The 19,361-nt window shown below is 60.7% G+C and carries 15 protein-coding genes; 5 read left to right on the forward strand and 10 right to left on the reverse strand.

The genetic code is table 11. The annotated features are described in order from the left end of the window. Window positions 1–37: 37 nt before the first annotated feature. Window positions 38–1,186, reverse strand: coding sequence for an RNA polymerase sigma factor RpoD (gene rpoD, locus PZH32_RS10060; RefSeq protein WP_275208228.1), 1,149 nt, complete (start codon window positions 1,184–1,186; stop codon window positions 38–40). Window positions 1,187–1,876: 690 nt separating this feature from the next. Here rpoD and PZH32_RS10065 point away from each other — a divergent pair. Then, window positions 1,877–3,463, forward strand: a complete 1,587-nt coding sequence (locus tag PZH32_RS10065) for a fibronectin type III domain-containing protein (protein ID WP_275207960.1) — start codon at window positions 1,877–1,879, stop codon at window positions 3,461–3,463. Between the two features lie 193 nt (window positions 3,464–3,656). Here the strand turns inward: PZH32_RS10065 and priA are convergent, their stop codons facing one another. The 4 genes from priA to PZH32_RS10085 are packed head-to-tail and all read right to left on the reverse strand — an operon-like array spanning window position 3,657 to window position 8,846. Beyond that, window positions 3,657–5,987: a replication restart helicase PriA gene (priA, locus tag PZH32_RS10070; protein ID WP_275207961.1), complete on the reverse strand. Its 2,331-nt coding sequence runs from the start codon at window positions 5,985–5,987 to the stop codon at window positions 3,657–3,659. Between the two features lie 35 nt (window positions 5,988–6,022). Then, window positions 6,023–6,508: a Cys-tRNA(Pro) deacylase gene (gene ybaK, locus PZH32_RS10075; RefSeq protein ID WP_275207962.1), complete on the reverse strand. Its 486-nt coding sequence runs from the start codon at window positions 6,506–6,508 to the stop codon at window positions 6,023–6,025. Further along, window positions 6,501–7,388, reverse strand: coding sequence for a DUF1461 domain-containing protein (locus PZH32_RS10080; RefSeq protein ID WP_275207964.1), 888 nt, complete (start codon window positions 7,386–7,388; stop codon window positions 6,501–6,503). The genes ybaK and PZH32_RS10080 overlap by 8 nt, the downstream gene beginning before the upstream one ends. 60 nt (window positions 7,389–7,448) lie before the next feature. Continuing rightward, window positions 7,449–8,846: a circularly permuted type 2 ATP-grasp protein gene (locus tag PZH32_RS10085; protein WP_275207966.1), complete on the reverse strand. Its 1,398-nt coding sequence runs from the start codon at window positions 8,844–8,846 to the stop codon at window positions 7,449–7,451. Between the two features lie 328 nt (window positions 8,847–9,174). Between PZH32_RS10085 and metK the strand changes: the two genes are divergently transcribed. Next, window positions 9,175–10,437 carry a methionine adenosyltransferase gene (gene metK / locus PZH32_RS10090; protein WP_275207969.1) on the forward strand — a complete coding sequence of 421 codons (1,263 nt, stop codon included), beginning with the start codon at window positions 9,175–9,177 and terminating at the stop codon, window positions 10,435–10,437. A gap of 124 nt (window positions 10,438–10,561) precedes the next feature. Here metK and PZH32_RS10095 read toward each other — a convergent pair whose 3' ends face one another. The 3 genes from PZH32_RS10095 to gltX form a co-directional block, all read right to left on the reverse strand. After that, on the reverse strand, window positions 10,562–10,978 hold the full coding sequence (locus tag PZH32_RS10095) for a PaaI family thioesterase (RefSeq protein ID WP_275207970.1): 417 nt from the start codon (window positions 10,976–10,978) through the stop codon (window positions 10,562–10,564). Between the two features lie 75 nt (window positions 10,979–11,053). Beyond that, the gene (locus tag PZH32_RS10100; protein WP_275207971.1) at window positions 11,054–12,328 is read right to left on the reverse strand and encodes a hypothetical protein; all 1,275 of its coding nucleotides are present in this window, start codon (window positions 12,326–12,328) and stop codon (window positions 11,054–11,056) included. A gap of 63 nt (window positions 12,329–12,391) precedes the next feature. After that, a complete protein-coding gene (gltX, locus tag PZH32_RS10105; RefSeq protein WP_275207973.1) occupies window positions 12,392–14,029 on the reverse strand; it encodes a glutamate--tRNA ligase in 1,638 nt (545 codons plus the stop codon). A gap of 285 nt (window positions 14,030–14,314) precedes the next feature. On the opposite strand from gltX, the gene PZH32_RS10110 reads away from it, so the two are divergent. Then, a complete protein-coding gene (locus PZH32_RS10110; protein ID WP_275207974.1) occupies window positions 14,315–16,957 on the forward strand; it encodes a beta strand repeat-containing protein in 2,643 nt (880 codons plus the stop codon). A gap of 140 nt (window positions 16,958–17,097) precedes the next feature. Here PZH32_RS10110 and PZH32_RS10115 read toward each other — a convergent pair whose 3' ends face one another. Continuing rightward, window positions 17,098–17,559 carry a hypothetical protein gene (locus tag PZH32_RS10115; protein ID WP_275207975.1) on the reverse strand — a complete coding sequence of 154 codons (462 nt, stop codon included), beginning with the start codon at window positions 17,557–17,559 and terminating at the stop codon, window positions 17,098–17,100. A gap of 264 nt (window positions 17,560–17,823) precedes the next feature. On the opposite strand from PZH32_RS10115, the gene PZH32_RS10120 reads away from it, so the two are divergent. Together PZH32_RS10120 and PZH32_RS10125 are read left to right on the forward strand one after the other, a co-directional pair. Continuing rightward, window positions 17,824–18,090: a hypothetical protein gene (locus PZH32_RS10120; protein WP_275207977.1), complete on the forward strand. Its 267-nt coding sequence runs from the start codon at window positions 17,824–17,826 to the stop codon at window positions 18,088–18,090. A gap of 5 nt (window positions 18,091–18,095) precedes the next feature. Next, window positions 18,096–18,368, forward strand: coding sequence for a hypothetical protein (locus PZH32_RS10125; RefSeq protein WP_275207979.1), 273 nt, complete (start codon window positions 18,096–18,098; stop codon window positions 18,366–18,368). Between the two features lie 15 nt (window positions 18,369–18,383). On the opposite strand, the gene PZH32_RS10130 is transcribed toward PZH32_RS10125, so the two are convergent. Beyond that, window positions 18,384–19,340, reverse strand: coding sequence for a DMT family transporter (locus PZH32_RS10130; RefSeq protein WP_275207980.1), 957 nt, complete (start codon window positions 19,338–19,340; stop codon window positions 18,384–18,386). Window positions 19,341–19,361: the final 21 nt, after the last annotated feature.

The raw sequence follows: 19,361 nt of genomic DNA on the forward strand, positions 1-19,361 counted from the left end.
GGCCCCAGATTTCTGGGGCCCTGCAGGTCATAGCAAGCTAGTCCTCTAAGTAGTCCTTCAGTTTGCTGGAGCGGCTGGGATGGCGCAGCTTGGCCAGCGTCTTGCTCTCAATCTGGCGAATACGCTCACGGGTTACGCCGAATTCGCGTCCCACCTCTTCCAGCGTGCGCGGGTGGCCGTCTTCCAAGCCAAAACGCAAGCTGATAACCTTGCGCTCGCGCTCGGCCAGGCCCTCGAGCACCTTGGCCAGCTGCTCCTGCAGCATAGAGAAACTAGCAGCATCGGGAGGCACCACCGCGGCATCGTCTTCGATGAAGTCGCCCAGCTGGGAGTCTTCCTCTTCGCCGATAGGGGTTTCCAAAGACACGGGCTCCTGGGAGATCTTCTGAATCTCACGGACGCGCTCGGCGGTCAGGCCCATTTCCTCGCCAATTTCCTCGGGGGTTGGCTCGCGGCCCAACTCCTGAAGCAGCTGACGCTGGATGCGCACCAGCTTGTTGATGGTTTCCACCATGTGCACCGGAATACGGATGGTGCGGGCCTGGTCGGCGATAGCGCGCGTAATGGCCTGGCGAATCCACCACGTAGCGTAGGTAGAGAACTTGAAGCCCTTGGTGTAGTCGAACTTCTCGACGGCACGGATAAGACCCAAGTTGCCCTCCTGGATAAGATCCAGGAACAGCATGCCGCGGCCCACGTAGCGCTTGGCAATGGAAACTACCAGGCGGAGGTTAGCCTCGATAAGCTGCTGCTTGGCGTCCAGGCCCACCTGCTCGATGCGTCCCAGACGGCGCTTCTCGCGACGATCCAGCTCGATGCCGTCTTCCTCGGCCTTCTCCAGCTCCTCAGTGGCGGCCACGCCGGCCTCGATCTTCATAGCGAGGTCGATCTCCTCGGCGGCCGTCAGCAGCGGAACCTTGCCGATTTCCTTGAGGTACATGCGCACCGGGTCGCCCGTGAGCATGGTGACGTTGGCATCGGCGTTGCGCTTGGTGCGTGCCTTGGCCTTCGTGCGCGGCGTAACCTTGGGCAGTGCCGCCGCTTCCACCGTTGCCTTCAGCTCTTCCTCGGGGATACCCTCAAGCAGGTCCTCCTCGGAATCGATGCCGGCTTCAATTTTGTCTTCCGTCAGATTATCGGAATTCTGCTCGGCCGCGGCAGAGGCGGGCGGCTCAGCGTTTTCCATATCGTCATCGTCGAGGTCGTCGATATCCTCGACCACATCGGTAACGACAATCTCTTCTGTTGCATCAGGATTTTTCTTGGCAGCGTCAGCCACGCGATAGTCCTTTCTCCCGCTGCGCCTGATTTTGGGCATAGAAATACTAGTCTGGCGCAGAGATACAGCGATCTATATTAGCACAAGGTTGCTTCCCAAGAAAGGGCAATCTTCGACCATTTCAGCGGCACCTCAATTGGCGCTTCCACCAGTGACAATGATCAGTCTGGCACAGGATTCGCAGCGTGCTACAATGGCTTCACCACACTGCGTTACCCGTCAGGGAGGCGCCACAATTTCATACATTCACGGACGAACCGTCGACAAGGAGGGTATCTGCCTTTCTGGTGGTTTGCCGTGATTCGGCGCCCCGACGCAGTGTGGTAACTGTGGCGGATACCTTCCTTATCTTCTGCGCTGGTGCCCCCACGGTTGTCATGTCCAAACCGTCGGAGGAGCAGCCAAGACGCCTATTCGCAACCTCAAGCTGCCAGCTCGTTTACGAGTGCGCCAGCACAGGTTCAAGTCTACCGAATCCCAAACAAGATTCAAGTAGTGTTTTCGCAGGTAAACAGGCATTTTTTACCAAATGTCTGATAGCGATAGTTGTGTCATGTTACTTTACCGGCGGTTGAGAGAACGGAAGAAGGAGGTCCGATGACTACAATCGGAAAGAAAACAACGAGCATCGCACTCGCCGCGTTGCTCAGTTTCGCCCTCGTCCCCATTTCAGCTGCGGCAACCACCTCGCAGGCTTGGGGCGACGAAACGCAGGATGAAAAGAGGGTAGAGCAAATTGCTGCCCTTGAGAAAGCAATGGAGCAGTCGGAGTCAGAGAGTGTCAGTACGCTGACGGACGAGGAAAGCGCGATTGCCGCTAGCGAGATGCTCGGCGACGCACAAAATGAAATCGAGGCTCTCTCGCTGGAGAATGCTGGTGACCGTAAAACCATTACTCCTTTGGCAAGCTATTCCGATTTCAGACTACAAGATGGCAAAGCTATAACCTACACCACTTCGAGTATTTCTGACCAAATCTTAGACTTTGACTTCTCGCTAAGCGCCATCTCCTACATCAGGGTCAGCCTTAACTCATACGATCGAGGTAATAAATATAGCGATGTCAGCGTTTTCTCGCTTTACAATTCCAACGACGAAATGCTTGATATTGTTTACGTTGACCACAACGTCACCGTAAAAGCTGACTGGATTCTTCCTGCGGGTAATTATTATATTCGCTACCTAAGCCTTAACTCTGGCTACAAGCAAACGGTAAGAGTTGGCTACAGCTGCATCGAATCGGGAGAGGCCGAGAGCCAAATGGTTCCTTCTTACCTCCGATCTAAAGACACAGCTCCCTTCATCAATATGGGAGAGAAGGATGTTTTCGGGGTCTTCTTTTGGGGGTTCTCACAAACTCACGACAAAAAAGCTCTCGATGGACATTACTACAAAATCAAGATTACCAAAAAGAGTCCGCTCGAGATCTCCTTCGTCACGTTTGGCGAAGGTTTAATCATGCTCGAGGATAGCCAAGAAAACGTTATCGGCTCCGCCACTACTCAAGGTACCGCCGAAGAACCAGATGCCACTACGTTCACTACTGCCGCGCTTAACCCTGGAACCTATTATCTCACTGTGTTGACGACTGATTGGCAGGCCCTAGGGAATCCCTTCCTTTTCTGGGTCGATTACGCCAAGACTTCCCTGTCCTCCGCTTCTCTCTCGCTTTCCAAGTCTACGGCTACCTTCACGGGTAGCGCCATCAAGCCGAGTGTGAGCGTTAAGCTCGGCGGCAAGACGCTCAAGGCCGGTACTGATTACACGGTGTCCTACAAGGCCAACACCTCCGTTGGCACCGCGACCGTCACTGTCACGGGCAAGGGAACCTATGCGGGATCAAAGTCCGCCACCTTCAAAATCAATCCCAAGGGAACCTCCATCAAGGGCTCGGTAAAGGCGGGCAAGAAAAGTCTTACGGTAAAGTGGGCTAAGCCCTCTTCCGCCAATCTCAAGCAGACTACGGGCTACCAGGTAAGGTATGCCACCGCCAAGAGCATGAAGGACGCTAAAACTAAGACCGTAAAAGCCTCTTCCTCGGCGGGCAAGAAATGCTCTCTCACCGTCTCGAAGCTTACGGGCGGCAAGAAGTACTACGTTCAGGTGCGCACTTACAAGACCGTTGGCGGGAAGAACTACTACTCCGCCTGGTCTGCCGCCAAAACGGTAAACGTTAAGAAGTAGAAGGCCCTCGTCTTAGTTTAATTTCTTACCAGCCAAGAACGGGCTCGGTCTATTGAAGACCGAGCCCGTTTCAATTTCGGGATTCTTCGGAAACAAAAGCTTCGCTCCCTCTTTGCCAACAGAAATGGCCATACCCGCAAGGCTGTCTTTCTTCGACGCGCTTTCTCCTATCGGTCAAACTTCAGCCATCTTCCTACAGCAGGTCCACCGGGTCCACGTCTACGGCGGCGTTGACGGCGGGATGGGGCTTGCGGGTGCGGAACAGGCGCGCCAGAGGGCCGGAAATATCGTCGCCCGCCGGAGCCTTCACCACAATATGCCAGCGGTAGGTGTTGCGCAGCTTTCCCAAGACGCAGGGACTGGCAGGCAGAACGCTCCAGCGCTCCCCTACTTCGCAGTGCACGAGCTCCTCCAAGGCTCGGTGGAGCGCCTCGGCTTCGGCGGCTACCTCGTCCTCGTTCTTGCCCCATACCAGCACATTGGCCATGCGCACATAGGGCGGGTACTGGAGCGCCTTGCGCTTGGGCAGCTCCGATTTCAGGAACAGCGCGCGGTCATAGGTTGCCGCAGCTCGAATGGCCACGTCTCCCGCCTCGTAGGTTTGCACCAGCACGCGCCCAGGCAGGCTGGCACGGCCCGCGCGGCCCGCCACCTGCTCTATCAGCTGGAACGTGCGCTCGCCGGCCCGGTAGTCGGGCAGGTGCAGCTGGGTGTCGGCGTTGATGACGCCCACCAAAGTCACGTCGTCGAAGTCGAGGCCCTTCGCAATCATCTGCGTGCCCAGAAGCACCGCCGCCTCGGCAGCACCGAATTCCTCGAGCAGCGCCTGGTGCGCCCCCTTGGCTTTCGTGGTGTCGGCATCCATGCGAATAATGGGCACCTGGGGCCCCACGCCACTCATACCGTCCAGCAGCGCGCGCAAGTCGGCCTCCACCCGTTGAGTGCCCGCGCCGAACTTCTTCAGATAGGGGCTGCCGCACTCCGGGCAAGTGGGAGGAGCACCCACGTGGTAGCCGCAATGGTGGCACACCAGCTTGCTGCCCTCCTCGTGATAGGTTAGCGAGGTGGCGCAATGGGGGCACTCGGGCACGAAACCGCAGTCGCGACACAGAAGGAATTTCGCGAAACCGCGCTGGTTCAGCAGCAACACCACCTTGTGGCCTTGGGACAGTTCCTGCTGAAGGGCGCGCGTCAAGCGCCCAGAGAACATCGAGCGGCTGCCGCTGGAAAACTCCGCGGCCATGTCCACCACCTCGACCGCCGGCAGCGGGCGGCCGTTGGCGCGCTCGGGCAGCGCCACCTGGCTCCACAGCGGGTCCTTCGCCGCCCCGTACAACGCCTCGATAGAAGGCGTGGCCGAGCCGAGCACCAGCGCACCGCCCGTGCGCTTCATCATCCAAGCTGCCACGTCACGCGTGGTGTAGCGCGGAGCGGAGTCCTGCTTGTAGGACCCCTCGTGTTCCTCGTCGATGACAATGAGGCCCACGTTGGCCAGAGGCGTGAACAGAGCGCTGCGCGCCCCGACCACCACCCGGGCCGCTCCGCTTTTCACGAAGTCCCATTGATCGTAGCGCTCGCCTTGGCTCATACGGGAGTGCATGACGGCCACGGCGTCGCCGAAACGACCGCGGAACCGCGCCACCGTCTGGGGAGTCAGCGAGATCTCCGGCACCAGCACCATGGCCGTACGCCCTTCAGCCAGAGTGCGCTCGATGGCCTGCAGGTACACTTCCGTCTTGCCCGAGCCCGTTACGCCATCGACCACCACCACACGGCCGTCACCGGCCGCTCGCGCCGCCTCGATGACCTCCAGGGCCTGCTGCTGGCCAGCCGTAAGTTCAGGAGCTTGACTGGGCTTGAACGCGCCGTCGCTCTCCATGCCGCGCATGCGGCGGCGGCGCTCGATACGCACCACCTCCTTGGCCGCAAGCGCCTTCAACGTGGCGTCCACGGCGCCGAATTCCTGGGAAAGCTCGGCAATGCGCGCATCGCCCTGGGCCAGCACCTCCAGCACGGCCTGCTGCTTAACGGCGTTCTTGCGCGGTTCAAAGCCCTCGAAGGCCGGCCCTCGGGTAACCCAGCGGTCGTCCACCTGGCCCACGGTGGGCTCCTCCAGACGCCACCGTCCGTCACGGCCGCGCACCACGCGCGGCACCGCGCCCGGCGGCGTGAACAGGCGCACGCAGCTGGACAGCGGCGCCACATAGCGCTCAGCAAGGAACTGCGCGCAGGCCGCGCCCTCCTCGTCGAAGTACGGCTTTGAGAGCACCCGTTCGATCATCTTCAACTTGCTGGCCGAAAGCGGATTGCCCCACAGGTCCACACCCTCGTCCAGAGACGATTCGGCCTCCTCAAGGGCCACCACGTAGCCCACGGCCTTGCGACCGCCCAGGGAAACCAGCACGGCGCACCCCACTTCCGCCGCAAGACCCTCCTCACCCACGCCCTCATCGGGAACAGCGTAGGAATAGGGAGTATCAAGTGCTTGGGTGGGAATATCAACTATGACCGAGGCAATTTTCATGGGAGACAGTATACCAAGCGAACAGGCGGCGCCCGCTACACCGTTAGATCGGCATAGGTAAAGGGCACCAGCTGCTGCAGGTCGTCGGCGTTCATGCGCACTTGGCAGCCCACTTTGCCGCCAGAGAAGTAAATCTCGTCGAAGAGCTGGGCCGTCTCGTCCACAAAGGTGGCGAACAGCTTCTTCATGCCCACCGGCGAGCAGCCGCCGTGCACGTAGCCCGTCAAAGGCAGAAGCTCGCGGGCCTTCACCATGGACACGGCTTTCTCTCCGCAGGCATTCGCCGCCTTCTTCAAGTCCAGCTCGCCGGTCACGGGTACCAAAAACACGTAGTGCTCGCCGCTTTTTCCGCACGTGACCAGGGTCTTGAACACCGCATCGGGGTCTTCGCCCTGGGCGCGGGCAATCTCCTCGCCGGTCATGGTAGCTTCGGCCTCGAAGAACAAGGCCTCATGAACAAGGCCGGCGGCCTCCAGCTCGCGCAGGGCGTTGGTCTTATGCTCCTTGGGTGCCTTAGCCACGGTTCTTCTTGCCCTTCTTCGTTTTCTTGGCCGCTCGCGCCGCCTCAGCGGCCAGCTCGGCGGCCTGCTGCTTGGCGCGCCACGATGCCGCACAACCGCCAATGAAGCACAGGACACCCAACCCGATGGCGCCCGCAGCCCACACACCGGCCATGCCCTGCCAGAAGTCCAGCGGATACATGGAGATGAGCAGGGAATCTGCGGGGAAGGTCCAGGTGCCGTCCTCGAAGAAGAACGAATGGAACACGGCGAACAAGCCGTTGAAGTCGATAACGGCCCACAGACCCAGGATGGCCAGGACGGCCACAAGGAACACAGGGCCAGCGCGCAGCATAAAGGCCACCGCCGCGAACTGCTTGCGCACGAACAGCAGGATGACCACCAGAAGCGCCGCCACCACAATCATGCCCAGCCATGAGCTGACGCCGCTTATGGCGCGATAGCAGTCGTCCAAGTGCGTCATGGCCGCCGAGTCGAGCGCGTAGCGATCACTGACCTCGGAGAGCTTCTGCACCGTCACATCAGGCGAAATATCGTCCACGCTCTGAGCCAGGACTTCTTTTGCCGCGGCATTCCACTGATCGGCCTTGGGCGAGCCCTCGGCCGAGGCCTCGCGGGCGCACTCCAGCGTCGTAGCCACCACCTCGCAGCCGGCCCAACTTCCCTCGATGCTGTTCTGGTCTACGGTATAGGTGCGCGTGACATCGGCCAGCTGCACCAACTGGTCGTGAGTATAGGGAGACCCCTCGCCGGTGCTTACCTGCGAGGCCAGCCAATGGGTGGTAGCCGGCATGCAGCAAAAGGCAAAGCCGCACACGGCCAGCGCCACGGCCAGGATGGTGGCGCCAATGCCAGCCAGAATACTATCGGAAGAACCCATGGGCTCCCTCCCCTCTCTTCTCCCTAACGTTCACGCAGGCCTCGGCCCAAAATCGCGCCCCTACACCTCCAGCGCCACCGCGGGATCCACCGAGCAGTCGACCCAAATAGTTGCCGCCGTCATGCCCTCGTTCTGCTTGCAGATGGTGGAATGCGGCCCCAGGCGGCTGAACACGCCCTGGAAGCGACCATTGTACAGGTACAGGCCGTTCAGATTGTTGTAGGGCACCGGATCGCTGAGCACAGCACCATCGGGCTTCTCGTTGATGCCGTAATCGGGCGGCAGCGTATCGGTCTTAAAAGGAGTGATAAAGCGCTGCACGATAAACGGATAGCCTGCGCGCTCGTTGGCGAACTCGTCGATGACCTGCTCCCATTCCTCTTGGGACAGAGCATTGCCCGCATAGACGTTGTCGGCGCCGTAATGGTCGGTGGGCTTGATGATCCACTCGTCTTTGTTGGCGCGAATCTGGGCCAGGTTCACCTCGTCCTCGTTGAGGAAGGCCGTCATGGGCACCGTTGCCTCTACAAAGCTGATCTCCTCGTCGGTGAGGAAGGCCTGGGTCTCGGGCTTGAACAGCACCTCGAACAGCTGCTTGTCATGGACGATGTGGCCGGCGAACGACCCGATGAGCGCCACCTTCTCGGCGCGCACCGCCTCGATGAGCGCCTGGGACTCGTCCCAGAACTCCAGCACGTCATTGGTGACGCAGCGACGCCAGATGGCGTTAATCTCCAAACCGTCCTTGTTGCGCAGCACTGCGCCGTCAAAGGTAAGCTCGCGCACGTCGGCCACCACGCACTCCACGCCGTTCTGGCGGAACAAGTCCGCGAACTGGTAGAACTCGTCCACCACGCCGTTCTCCAGGTAATCGCAGATGGCGAAGCGCGGGTTATCCACCTTGTGGTCGTAGGTGCCGTAGATATTCATGAACTCCTTCACCCACGGCTCGAAAAGGCTGCAGCCGAGCACCTGGTGGTTCTGCGCGAAGGTGCGGAAGGTCTCGGAATCCTTGATGGAGTTCGTGATCTCGCGGTTCTCGTTCATGCCCGCCGAGCCGTCGCCGTTGAACTCGCAGAAATGAATGCGGAAATCATCCTCGTTGAGGAAGGTATCGACACGGGCGAAGGGCAGCACCGAATCGTAGCCCCGGGGCAGCAGGATAAGATCCACCAGGCGCTCGTCGAAATCGAATACCTTGCGGTACTCCTCATCGGAGCGATAGCGCTCGATGACCTTGCACAGAATGCGGTGGCAGGTTTCGGCCGTGCGCTTCATCACGTCGTAGGTTTCCTGGTTGAACAGGCGCGGCACAAACGAAGAAGCTACCACTTCGTGATGAACAATGGCCGTGGAGTTCATCATATAGTCGAAGGCCGCGCGGCGCCCCTCAACGGCCCCGTCAAGATCATCGATGATGGAGAAATACTCGCGGGTGTAATCGGCATTGGTTGGCATGGGCGCTCTTTTCCTCGAACTCGAATAACAAGAGAAAAGTTTAGCACTCCTCTTTGCAACCACCCTCCTTCGTGGTCGTTTCGTAGAGAACTTCTCGCTAAACTTAGACACCCCCAACATCAGCCGAGGAAGTTGCGGCTTAACCGCGAATTTCCTTGCGCCAACTTCCCGCAACCGTTAGCATGAACAGCCGTGCGTCCTGGACGGCGCACGGCACATTATCCAGAGTCGGGGTAGAGAGTTGGCTCGTTGATCCCGACACCAACCTGACGCGTTCCTCACGCTAGCGCCAAGGTGGTCCGGCCAACACCGATAAGAGAGGACTCTTATGGCTGACAAGCACTCCACGTACCTGTTCACTTCCGAATCCGTCACCGAGGGACATCCGGACAAAATCTGCGACCAGATTTCCGACGCTATCCTCGACGCCATTCTGGCGAAGGAGATTGCCTTGGCGGAAGAGGGCTATGTGGCCCCCGACGGCAACCCCGCCGACCCCACCAAGATGCGCTGCGCCTGTGAGACCTTGGTCACCACCGGCACGGTGTTCGTGACCGGCGAGATTCGCACCCAGGCCTACGTGGATGTGCAGTCCATCGTGCGCGACGTGGTGTGCGGCATCGGCTACGACCGCGCCAAGTACGGCTTCGACGGCAATACTTGCGCCGTCATGAGCTCTATTCACGAGCAGTCGAGCGACATTGCCCAGGGCGTCGACGAATCCTTCGAGGCCCAGCGCGGCGAAGCGGTCGACGACCCTTACGAGACCGTGGGAGCCGGCGACCAGGGCATGATGTTCGGCTATGCCTGCAACGAAACGTCCACCCTTATGCCCATGCCCATCTACCTGGCCCACCGCCTGTCCGAGCGCCTGACCGAAGTGCGCAAGAACGGCACCCTGGAATTCCTGCGCCCCGACGGCAAGACCCAGGTGTCCGTCCGCTATGTGGACGGCGTGCCCACCGCCGTGGAGAAAGTGGTTGTTTCCACCCAGCACTCCGAAGACATCGAGCAGGACAACCTGCGTGAGGCCGTCATCGACACGGTCATCAAGCCGGTGTTCGAGCGCGAGGGCATCGAGCTGGCCGAGGACTGCGAAATCTATGTGAACCCCACCGGCCGCTTCGTCATCGGCGGCCCCATGGGTGATGCGGGCCTGACTGGCCGCAAGATCATTGTGGACACCTACGGCGGCATGGGACGCCACGGCGGCGGCGCCTTCTCGGGCAAGGACTGCACGAAGGTGGACCGCTCGGCAGCCTACGCGGCGCGCTGGGTAGCCAAGAACGTAGTGGCCGCAGGGTTGGCCGATCGCTGCGAAGTGCAGATTGCCTACGCCATCGGCGTGGCCCAGCCCGTCTCAATCATGGTGGACACCTTCGGCACGGCCCACGTGCCCGAGGAGGCCATCGAGGCAGCGGTCAACCAGGTCTTCGACCTGCGTCCCGGCGCCATTATCGACGCCCTGGACCTGCGCCGTCCCATTTATCAGAAGACGGCGGCCTACGGACACTTCGGCCGCGAGCTGCCCGAGTTCACCTGGGAGAAAACCGACAAGGTAGACGCCCTGCGCGAAGCTTGCGGGCTGTAACATCTCCACAAAGGCAAGACGGGTCCCCGGAGGGGTGGTCCAAACAGAACCGCTCCCGCCGGGGACCCGTCGCATTTTTTAGGCTGGGCGAATCCGCCCCTCCCCCGTAAGCTGCAGTTGCGCCTTACTCTGCGTTGCGGAACACCGTGGTGGTCATGCGAGCAATGCGCTTGCCCGTGTCATCGGTGATATCGGTAGTGTAGAAGCCTAGGCGACGACCCCCCTTGTCCACGTTGCACGTGGCAATGAGCTTCGTGCCCTTGGAGGCCGTGTAGTAGTCGATGGAGCTGTTGATGGACACCGACGGCTCCACGCCCACATTGCTGGCAATGGCCAAGGCGAAGTCGGCCAAGGTGAAGAGGGCGCCCCCCATGACAATGCCCAGGGCATTACGGTGGTGGTCTTCGATTACCAGCTCGGCCACCCCGTGACCCACGGATCCTTCGACAATGCGGCAGCCGATGGAGGCCGCGAAGCGATCGCGGCCGAAGAACTCGTTCAGCTCCTCAAGGGTGGGGTAATCGCTCAACTGCTTTGCCACAAGTGCTCCTTTCGCAAAACGGCGCCTGGATCCAGGCGCCGTTTCTCGTTCTCGCTATTCTAGACGCGCTCGGCCCTAGCCTTGGGATACCGGCGTAGCCGTGGCGGCAAACAACTCGAGGTACTGACCGTCTTTCACCGTAATAACCTGCTTGCCTCCGGGAATGACATAGACGCTCTCCATAAGGGAATCCTCATCGAAATCGAGGTCGCTCATCACGAAGGCGCCGCTATCGGCCGAAGCCACATCGGCTGAGGGGGCATAACTGGTGATGGTGTAGCTGCCGGCGGGAATATCGACCCCTACGCGGTAGCAGCCGTTGTTGTAGGGGCTCTTCGGTTCGAAGGAGGTAGCCGGAGCCGGATACATGGTCAGATCGGCACCGGGCTTGAACACCATGAGATCGCCCTCGTCAAGCTCGACGAAATAGTTGCCGAAGTAGGCAACAGAGTCGTCCACCTTATAGTAGTTAGGCGTATCGGAGCCCTCGAAGACGTAGAAGCTGCTCTCGGCATCTTCGGCGCCCTCAAGATAGTAGAGCCCCGCGGGAATCTGGCCGTTCTTACCAACGGTGTAGATACCCTCCTTGCACACGTCGCCCTCGGCCGGGACGTTCGAAGGCACGCCGTTGGGGAACATAACGCTCTTGATCTCATCAAGCGAATAGGTGCCCGGCGCGCTTTCGTAGGGGCTGACCTCCTGACCGTCGGAGTTTTGACCGCTGCCATCGTCCTGACCGTAACCATAGCCGTAGCCGTAACCGTAGTCCGGGTTGTCGTCGGTGTCGGGCACCCCGAAATCATAATCGGGCACCGCCGGCGTAGCGTAGTTCGTCCCCACGCGATCATAGCTGGTAGCAGCCACAATGCCCGCGCAGCTCACACAGCCGCCCAAGCCAATGACCAGACCCACGGCCAGACCCAAAAGGAACCAGGGCCAGCGGCGCTTCTGCTGGGGAGCCGTCGGCTCGTAGCCGTAAGGCGTCGGCGAGGCAACCGGGGGCACCGTTGGAGGTACCGGCGGCTGCTGGCCGCCGTAGGATTCGCCATAGGCGCTGTAATACCCCGGCTGCTGGGTTGCAGCCCCCTCAGACGCGTAGGAATAACCACCGACGGGGGCCTGCGCCTGGTAGGACGGTTGCGGCTGACCCGCATAGGGGCTCTGAGCCTGCTGGCCTCCTTGCGGAGCCCCGGGCATGGGCGCCGTGGACTGGGCCGTCGCATAAGGGGCGTAAGAGGGTTGAGCCTCGGGCTGCGGCGCAGCGGAGGCCTGAGGATCGGGCTGCGAAGCCGTAGGCTGAGGCTCAGGCTCGCCTACGGGCTGGCCCGTTGCCTGATTCTGTTCATCCATAGCGATACTCCGTTTCTTGCTTCGTTGACAACACAAGGGCCGTGCGTGCGCACGGCCCGTTACTTAGGCTTCGTTTTGGAACACCTTGGCCGTAACGCCATCGATGCGGGCCACCACGTCGGCCGGATCCATGAGCATCATGGCCTCGAACAACGGCGGCGACACCATGTTGCCGCATACCGCCACGCGCAAGGGCTGGAACAGCAGCTTCGGCTTAAGGCCGACCTCCTCGCCCTTCGCCCGGCACAGCTCCTCGAGTGCCTCGGCATCCCAGGGGTTGTCGTCGTTGGTAAGCACCTCGCGGCAGATAGCCAGGGCCTCGTCGGCGCGGGCACCTTCTTTCAGCAGCACCTTCTGCACGCTCTTCTCGTCGAGCACCACCGAATCGCCCCAGAACAGGAAGGCCAGCTTGGCGGGAATTTCATCCAGATGGTTCAGGCGCTCGGCCACCAAGGGATACATGGCCTGGTAGAACTCCGCATCGTCGTCCACGTCGGCCAGGCAGGCCTGCCAGGTTTCCTCGTCGACGTCCTGGCCGGGGATGCGCAGCTGGGCCGCAGCGGCCGCCTGCTCCTCCTTGGTGGGCGTGGGCACCACGGTAATGCCGTCGGCCACGTTCGAGCCCTCCAAATTCGTCTGGGCCAGCCACGGCTTCGCCGCCTGCACCCAGGCCTCGGCGCCCATGTCGCGAATGTAGACGCCGTTCATCCAGTCGAGCTTCTTCTCGTCGAAGATGGAGTGCTTCTTGGTAATGCGGTCGAGGCTGAACTCGCGGCACAGCTCCTCGGGCGGAATGATGGTGGTCTCGCCGTCCAGGGACCAGCCCAGAAGCGCCAGGAAGTTCACCAGCGCATCGGGCAGGTAGCCGCGGTCGCGGTACTCCTCCACATTGGTGGCGCCATGACGCTTCGACAGCTTCTTGCCGTCGGCGCCCAGAATCATGGACAGATGGGCGAACAGCGGCACCTCAGCACCAAGAGCCTCGTAGATGAGCACCTGGCGCGGCGTGTTGGACAGATGGTCGTCGCCGCGAATGACATGGGTAATGCCCATGTTCACGTCATCGCATACCACGGCGAAATTGTAGGTGAAGGTACCGTCGGTGCGACGCAGGATCATGTCGTCCATGACCTCGATGGGGAAGCTCATATGTCCGTAGACAGCGTCCTCAAACTCTACGGGACCGTGGTCGTCGGGCACCTTGAGGCGCCAGGTATGGGGCTCGCCGGCCTCGATGCGGGCGCGGGCCTCATCGGCGGGAATGTTGCGGCAGGTGCGGTCGTAGCCCGCATAGCCGCCCTCGGTCTGCTCGGCCGCAGCGCGCTTGGCATCCAGTTCTTCCTTCGTGCAGAAGCACGGATAGGCCGCATCGGCCTCGATGAGCTTCTGCAGCGCCGCCTCGTAGGTATCGGTGCGCTGGGTCTGGAAATAGGGACCGCAGGGACCGCCCACCTCGGGACCCTCGTCCCAATCGAGCCCCATCCACTTCAGGGCGCGCAGGATGATCTGGGTGTTCTCCTCGGTGGAGCGCTCAGGGTCGGTGTCCTCGATGCGCAGTACGAAAGTGCCGCCCATGGTGCGGGCGAAGGCCCAATTGTAGATGGCCGTGCGAGCGCCGCCAATGTGCAGCTTGCCCGTGGGAGAAGGTGCGAAGCGAACGCGCACCGGCTTGTCGGAAGCAGGAATGCGGGAAGTGGTCATAGGGTTCCTCTTGATACGCAAATAAGGCCGATAAATTCGCCGATCAGTATAGCACGGCAGGTATCCACGTCCGAAAACCCCAGCAACCCTTCACCTCTTCCCTTGCAATGAGGTCCTTGCTGCAGGAGGTTATCCCCCAATCAGGACGGTAGTTGTCTCGTTGACCACAGCATCGTGACAATCCATGACAAACGGTTAATAGTTTCCCCTCGATCCTCCCCCGTTGAAAACCGCCCTTTTTGATGGTTCTAGACTGGAAATATCGTCGTCCGAGAGGAGCCCCTTATGTCTGTACCGCTAACCGCGCCAGCCACCCGCGCTGAGCGCACTGCACCTACCGCCCATTCCTACGACGCCAAGGCATCGGCCGCTGCCGGTCAGCACCGAAGTCCAGGCTCCTCCACGAGACGCACCTCATGGGCATGGGCCTTTGTCGCTTTCGCTCTGTTTGCGCTCTTATGTTGGCAGCCAGCGGCCTGGGCAGCGGAAAGCGACGCCGCGGCCGCTGACGGCACCCCCGCCACCAGCACCGCCGCATCATCCAACAGCACCGCCACAAGCGATGCAGGCTCATCGAGCCAGGACACCTCGACTCAAAGCATCTTCGCCGGAGGCAGCGGCACCGCTGCCAACCCTTACACCATCGCCACCGTCGACCAGTTGGAGGCGTTCCGCGATAGCGTCAATGCCGGCACTGATTATCAGGGTAAAGTCATCGAGCTGACAGCGGACGTGACCCTGCCCAGCGATTCCTGGACGCCCATCGGCGTCGCCACCCGCAAATCGAGCGGCCTTGCCACCGGCAGTACGCCTTTCGCCGGCACCTTTAACGGAGACGGCCACACCATCTCGGGCCTGACCATTTCCTCGACCTCGGGCTCCGACTATGCGATCGGCTTGTTCGGCGCCCTTGACGGCGCCACCATCGAGAACCTTACCCTTGCCGATGTAGCCATCGACGTTCCCACCAGCGAGCTGGCCGGCGCGGCGGCAGGCCTCATGGTCGATGACGCCACCGTCAGCAACGTGCAGGTGTCCGGCAAGGTTTCGGGCTTGGCCGGCATCGGTGGCGTCGTGGGCCGCATGACGCTCACAGGAACCATTGAGAACTGCACGAACAACGCCGACGTAAGCGCTCTGGGCGGCGTGGGCAACGTCGGCGGCATTGTGGGCGCAGCCTACTACACCACTCCCGACGGCACCATGACTATCTCGAGCTGCTCCAACACGGGCACCATTACCGGTACTGAGGCCGTAGGCGGCATTGCCGGCCTCAATTCCTCCTTCGTAGACAACTGCACCAACAGCGGCGCCATCACTGGCTCCAACTACTCTGTCGGCGGCATCGTGGGCGAGCAGAAGAACTACGGCGGCATCAGCCAGTGCACGAACACCGGCACTATTGAGAACCAGTCCGAAAAGGGCTACGGCACAGGCGGTATCGTTGGATGGGTGCGCTACGACGGCGCCACTTCGGCCTATGCCGCCAGCTCAGCCGTGTCAGTTACCAACAACACTAATCGCGGTACGGTCCACGGCGGCAACGACGCGGGCGGCATTGTGGGAACCTTCTATAATGGCGGCACCGTGACCGGCAACACCAACGAGGCCTCCTCGTTATCTGCCACCACCTTTGGCGGCGGCATTGTGGGCAATCTCCAAAACGCCGCCACGGGCACCGTCCCGTCCACGGTCAAAGAGGGCATCACCGTTGAGAACAACGTCTCCACTACCCCGGTGTCCGCCATTTCTTCTTCCCTGAAAGACGCCTATGCCTACAACAACGATCCCACGGACTTCACGGTAGCCAACAACGGAACGGCCTGGGTTGCCTCCACGAACCACACCGCCTTTGCCTCGCTGCAGAATGCCCTTGACCAGGCAGCCGACGGCGGAACGGTTACCCTTACCGCCGACAGCACCGACCAGGCACCCGTCACCCTCTCAAGCGACAAAGCTGTCAACCTTGACTTGGCGGGACATACCCTGATGTTCGCCCAAGCCCCGGGCATTACCGCCGATGCAGGCACGCTGACCATCACGGGCACGGGCAACGTGGGAACAACCGACCCCAGTTCCACAGCGGATCTGCTCAAGGACGCCAAGGACGGCACCTCCCAAGGGACGATAAAGCTGCAAGGCGGCACCTACGACACCAACGTGGAACCCTATGTTGACAGCGGCTATGCCGAGCTGGTCCTCCACGATGCCACCGACGGCATGCGCTACACCGTGCTTCCCGCCGACCAAGCCAAGGACCAGGCCAAAGCCGCCGTCACCTACCAGGGCCAGACCGAGTACTTCGAGAACGCCGACGATGCCGCCGCTGCAGCAGCGGACGAGCCGGGTTCTACCTTGACCTCGCTCGACTCGAGCAGCGGAAGCGGCGATAGCGGCGACACGCCCTCCAGCACCACGGGCGGCGACAATAACCCTGGCGGCTCCACGGACGACAATACGGGAACCACCACGCCGGGAGGTACGACTGGAGACGGCACCGACGATAACCCGGGCGACACTACTGGCGACAGCACCGGCGATCAGACGGACACCACCCCGGGAACCGACGACCAGCCGACCAACCCCGACGGATCGGGTACCACCTCCGATGGCACTACCGACAGCCATCCGAGCAGCACCGCCCAATCTCACGCCGATGGAGATGATGACAGCAGCAACAACGCCACTTCGGACGACGGCAACGGCAACGGAATCGACACCATGGACGAGACCGTCACGGTAACGGAGGTAGGAAGCACTCCCTCAAATAGCTCCGCCTCTCACACCACCACAATCAGCGCTTCCCGCAGCGTCCCCCAAACCGGCGATCCCCTTGTTGACGCAATCATCGCGATAAGTATCCTAGGTATCGTGGCTGCAGGCACCATCGTACTTGCCCGCGCACGCATGAAGCGCAGCCGCTCCTAGCGATCAGCCCACGCTTACGCCTTCCGCAACGCCGCATTATAAAGCGCCCGGGGCTGTCCACTACCTAAGGACAGCCCCGGGCGCTTCTTCATTTGCCGCTGAGCCGACAAGGAGCCCCGCCGCAGGATCAAAAATAGCTCTTAGGCTAGCTGCTTCACCGGGTCAGACAACCGACCTACCGTGATGTCGAGCTCGGCCAAGGCCTCCATATCGGCATTGGCTGCAGCTTCGGCTTGCAAACGTTGGGCCATATCAAGACCCTTAAGATCGAAGGCCTCTTCAAGTGCCGCATCGTAGTCGCGTTTATGCGCCTCGTTCAGCGCTTTCCAGGGCACCGCAGCAAACCACTGGGCTACTTCTTCATCGAGCGGCAAACGCCCCTGAAGCAGCAACGCTACCAGCACAGGATAGCCCGCATAGCCCTGCCAATAGGTGGCCTTGTCGTTAGAGCGGTAATGGCCCTCATCGTCCCACGCAACGGTGTACTCCTTCGATCCGTCCGAGGAGCGTACCGTAAGCTGCTGCGGGGCCAAATCGAACCGATCATCGGCAATGGCGCTATAAGCCTCGTATATCTTTTGCAAAGGGGGCAACTTTTCCATGGCAACCTTCTTTCATATCTAACAGTTCATCACTTTACCTCATCTGATCTTGCCTAAAGCAGCCTCGGGTCGATCGTCATTCCGTCGTTACACCCTTGCCTGGATAGTCCCTCCTACTGACATTCGAACCTCCCGGGCGATTCTAAGGCGAACATATTGCGAATCTCTTTTGCTAGGCTGCCCACTCACTCCGACACAACAGATGAAATAGCTGTTGAACTCGGCTTAATTTCGTACTACCATATATATGCGAAAGAGTACCAGATGGATATCATCGTTCACCCTCGTGTCTTACAGCGCCATCCGGATCTTTCTGAAGCTGATGTGCTGAGCGCTTGGGAGAACATGATTTCCTTCCTTCCACGCCTCGAATCGAGCCCAATGCGCTACATCGCCATCGGCTCTGATCCTCGCGGAAGGCTTATTGAGATGGTGGCGCAAAAAGCATCAGATGGCACCTGGGTCATCTTTCATGCAATGACGCCTCCGTCGAAGAAAACGCTCATCGAGCTTAAGTTCGTAAGAAGGTAGGCGCCATGGAACGAAATGAACTACCCGACATCCTTGCCATGACCGATGAAGAGATCGACACCCTTGCTGCCCCTTTCGAAGAGGGCAGCTGGGACCGCTCCGAGTACGGTAAACCCAGCGTTGGACGGCCTGCTCTTTTCGAAGAACCCCTGAAGCCCGTCACTTTCAAAGAAACTCCTTCAGTTATCGCCGCCATGGATCGGCGCGCCAGCGACTTGGGAACATCCCGCTCTGATTACCTGCGACGCCTTGTGGCCCAAGATTTAGCCTTGGCGTAACACAAGCAGCATCCGTCATTGAACCTTATCGGGCGCCTTGTCTGACGCTTTCTCCCCTCGGGCACCGGAGATGGACACCAGCACGATCATGGCGGCCATGAGCACGAGCCCCGTCCAATCGGCGGTGCTAAAGGCGGTGTGCAGCCAGACAGCGGCAATGACCATGGCACCCACCGGCTCCGCCACACCCAGCAAGCTGCCGTGAACCGAACCCACCACAGAGACGCCATAGAGGAATAGCCCGAAGGCCGCAAAGGTGCCCATGACTCCCACGCCCAGCACCAGGGCAGCCCAACCAAAGCCGTCCATGGCCGGCACCCGGGGAACGTCGCCCCACAGACCGCCGCAGGCCCATACCAGAGCAGCTAGCACGCCGCTGATCACCATGCCGCAGCTGATGACCGTGAAACGATCCCAATGAAGGTACAGGCGCTGGGGGGCCATAATGTACAGCGTTTCGGACAGCGCGTTGGCAATGCCCCAGGCCAAGCCGGCTACAGGCAGCACCATGACGCCCCAGTCACCTTGTGTAGCTATAAGCGTGGCCGCCCCCATGGCGCACACGAGCCCCAGCAGGTCCAAGGGCCGCGGCCAGCGGCGCAGCTTCAAGCAGGTGAACAGCATGACGAACACCGTGCACGTGGCCTGAAGAACCGTCGCGGTGCCCGCATTGGTAAGCGCCACCGAGATGGCGTAGGTAATCTGACTGAGATAGAGCCCCACGCCGAAGAGCAGAAGCGAAGACCAGGCCCGCTTGCTGTGCGCCAGGGACAAAAGGCTCTCGCGACGGGCCGCCAGCATGAAGCCCAGGAACAGCACCGCCGCCGTGGCTGCGCGCACAAACGAGATAAACGAGGATTGGATAAGGTAGTTCTCAGCCAGAAACTGAATGCAGGCGCCCGAGAAGCCCCAAAGAAGAGCTCCGGCCAGGGCGCAGGCAAAGCCAACCCAGAAATTCGGTTTTTCCGTCACGAGTCTCCCCTCCTGCGGCCA

Source organism: Adlercreutzia equolifaciens (assembly GCF_029076695.1).
GTDB lineage: Bacteria > Actinomycetota > Coriobacteriia > Coriobacteriales > Eggerthellaceae > Adlercreutzia > Adlercreutzia equolifaciens_A.

Excerpts from the sequence above, each read along its gene's own strand:
- rpoD (WP_275208228.1), bottom strand. The coding sequence starts at position 1,186 with ATGGAAAACGCTGAGCCGCCCGCCTCTGCCGCGGCCGAGCAGAATTCC.
- PZH32_RS10065 (WP_275207960.1), top strand. The coding sequence starts at position 1,877 with ATGACTACAATCGGAAAGAAAACAACGAGCATCGCACTCGCCGCGTTG.
- priA (WP_275207961.1), bottom strand. The coding sequence starts at position 5,987 with ATGAAAATTGCCTCGGTCATAGTTGATATTCCCACCCAAGCACTTGAT.
- PZH32_RS10080 (WP_275207964.1), bottom strand. The coding sequence starts at position 7,388 with ATGGGTTCTTCCGATAGTATTCTGGCTGGCATTGGCGCCACCATCCTG.
- PZH32_RS10085 (WP_275207966.1), bottom strand. The coding sequence starts at position 8,846 with ATGCCAACCAATGCCGATTACACCCGCGAGTATTTCTCCATCATCGAT.
- metK (WP_275207969.1), top strand. The coding sequence starts at position 9,175 with ATGGCTGACAAGCACTCCACGTACCTGTTCACTTCCGAATCCGTCACC.
- PZH32_RS10100 (WP_275207971.1), bottom strand. The coding sequence starts at position 12,328 with ATGGATGAACAGAATCAGGCAACGGGCCAGCCCGTAGGCGAGCCTGAG.
- gltX (WP_275207973.1), bottom strand. The coding sequence starts at position 14,029 with ATGACCACTTCCCGCATTCCTGCTTCCGACAAGCCGGTGCGCGTTCGC.
- PZH32_RS10110 (WP_275207974.1), top strand. The coding sequence starts at position 14,315 with ATGTCTGTACCGCTAACCGCGCCAGCCACCCGCGCTGAGCGCACTGCA.
- PZH32_RS10115 (WP_275207975.1), bottom strand. The coding sequence starts at position 17,559 with ATGGAAAAGTTGCCCCCTTTGCAAAAGATATACGAGGCTTATAGCGCC.
- PZH32_RS10120 (WP_275207977.1), top strand. The coding sequence starts at position 17,824 with ATGGATATCATCGTTCACCCTCGTGTCTTACAGCGCCATCCGGATCTT.
- PZH32_RS10125 (WP_275207979.1), top strand. The coding sequence starts at position 18,096 with ATGGAACGAAATGAACTACCCGACATCCTTGCCATGACCGATGAAGAG.